The following is a 246-nucleotide window of genomic DNA, read 5'->3' as shown; positions in this document are numbered from 1 at the left end:
GTTTTGTATAAAAGAAGGCGGCGACCTATTCAATGACTGCCTGTGAATACAAGTGCAACGCTGTATGAACAGGTGCAGGAATTAATCCCGAAAACAAAGTGCTTCGGGGCTCTCCCACTACATAACATAAAAAAACCCCAACTATTAACTATAGTTAGGGTTTTGTATAAAAGAAGGCGGCGACCTACTCTCCCACTAAATCGCAGTACCATCGGCGCAAACGAGCTTAACTTCTCTGTTCGGAAA

General features: G+C 43.5%; 1 rRNA gene. It reads right to left on the bottom strand.

The window, feature by feature from the left end:
• Window positions 1-171: 171 nt before the first annotated feature.
• Window positions 172-246: ribosomal RNA gene (gene rrf / locus G7034_RS12140) — 5S ribosomal RNA — on the bottom strand; the annotation flags it as partial.

Origin of the sequence: Psychroflexus maritimus, assembly GCF_011089875.1 — a bacterium.
In the GTDB taxonomy this organism is placed as follows: domain Bacteria; phylum Bacteroidota; class Bacteroidia; order Flavobacteriales; family Flavobacteriaceae; genus Psychroflexus; species Psychroflexus maritimus.
The sequence above is the reverse complement of the archived record's forward strand: the minus strand, read 5'-3'. Positions and strand labels throughout refer to the sequence as shown.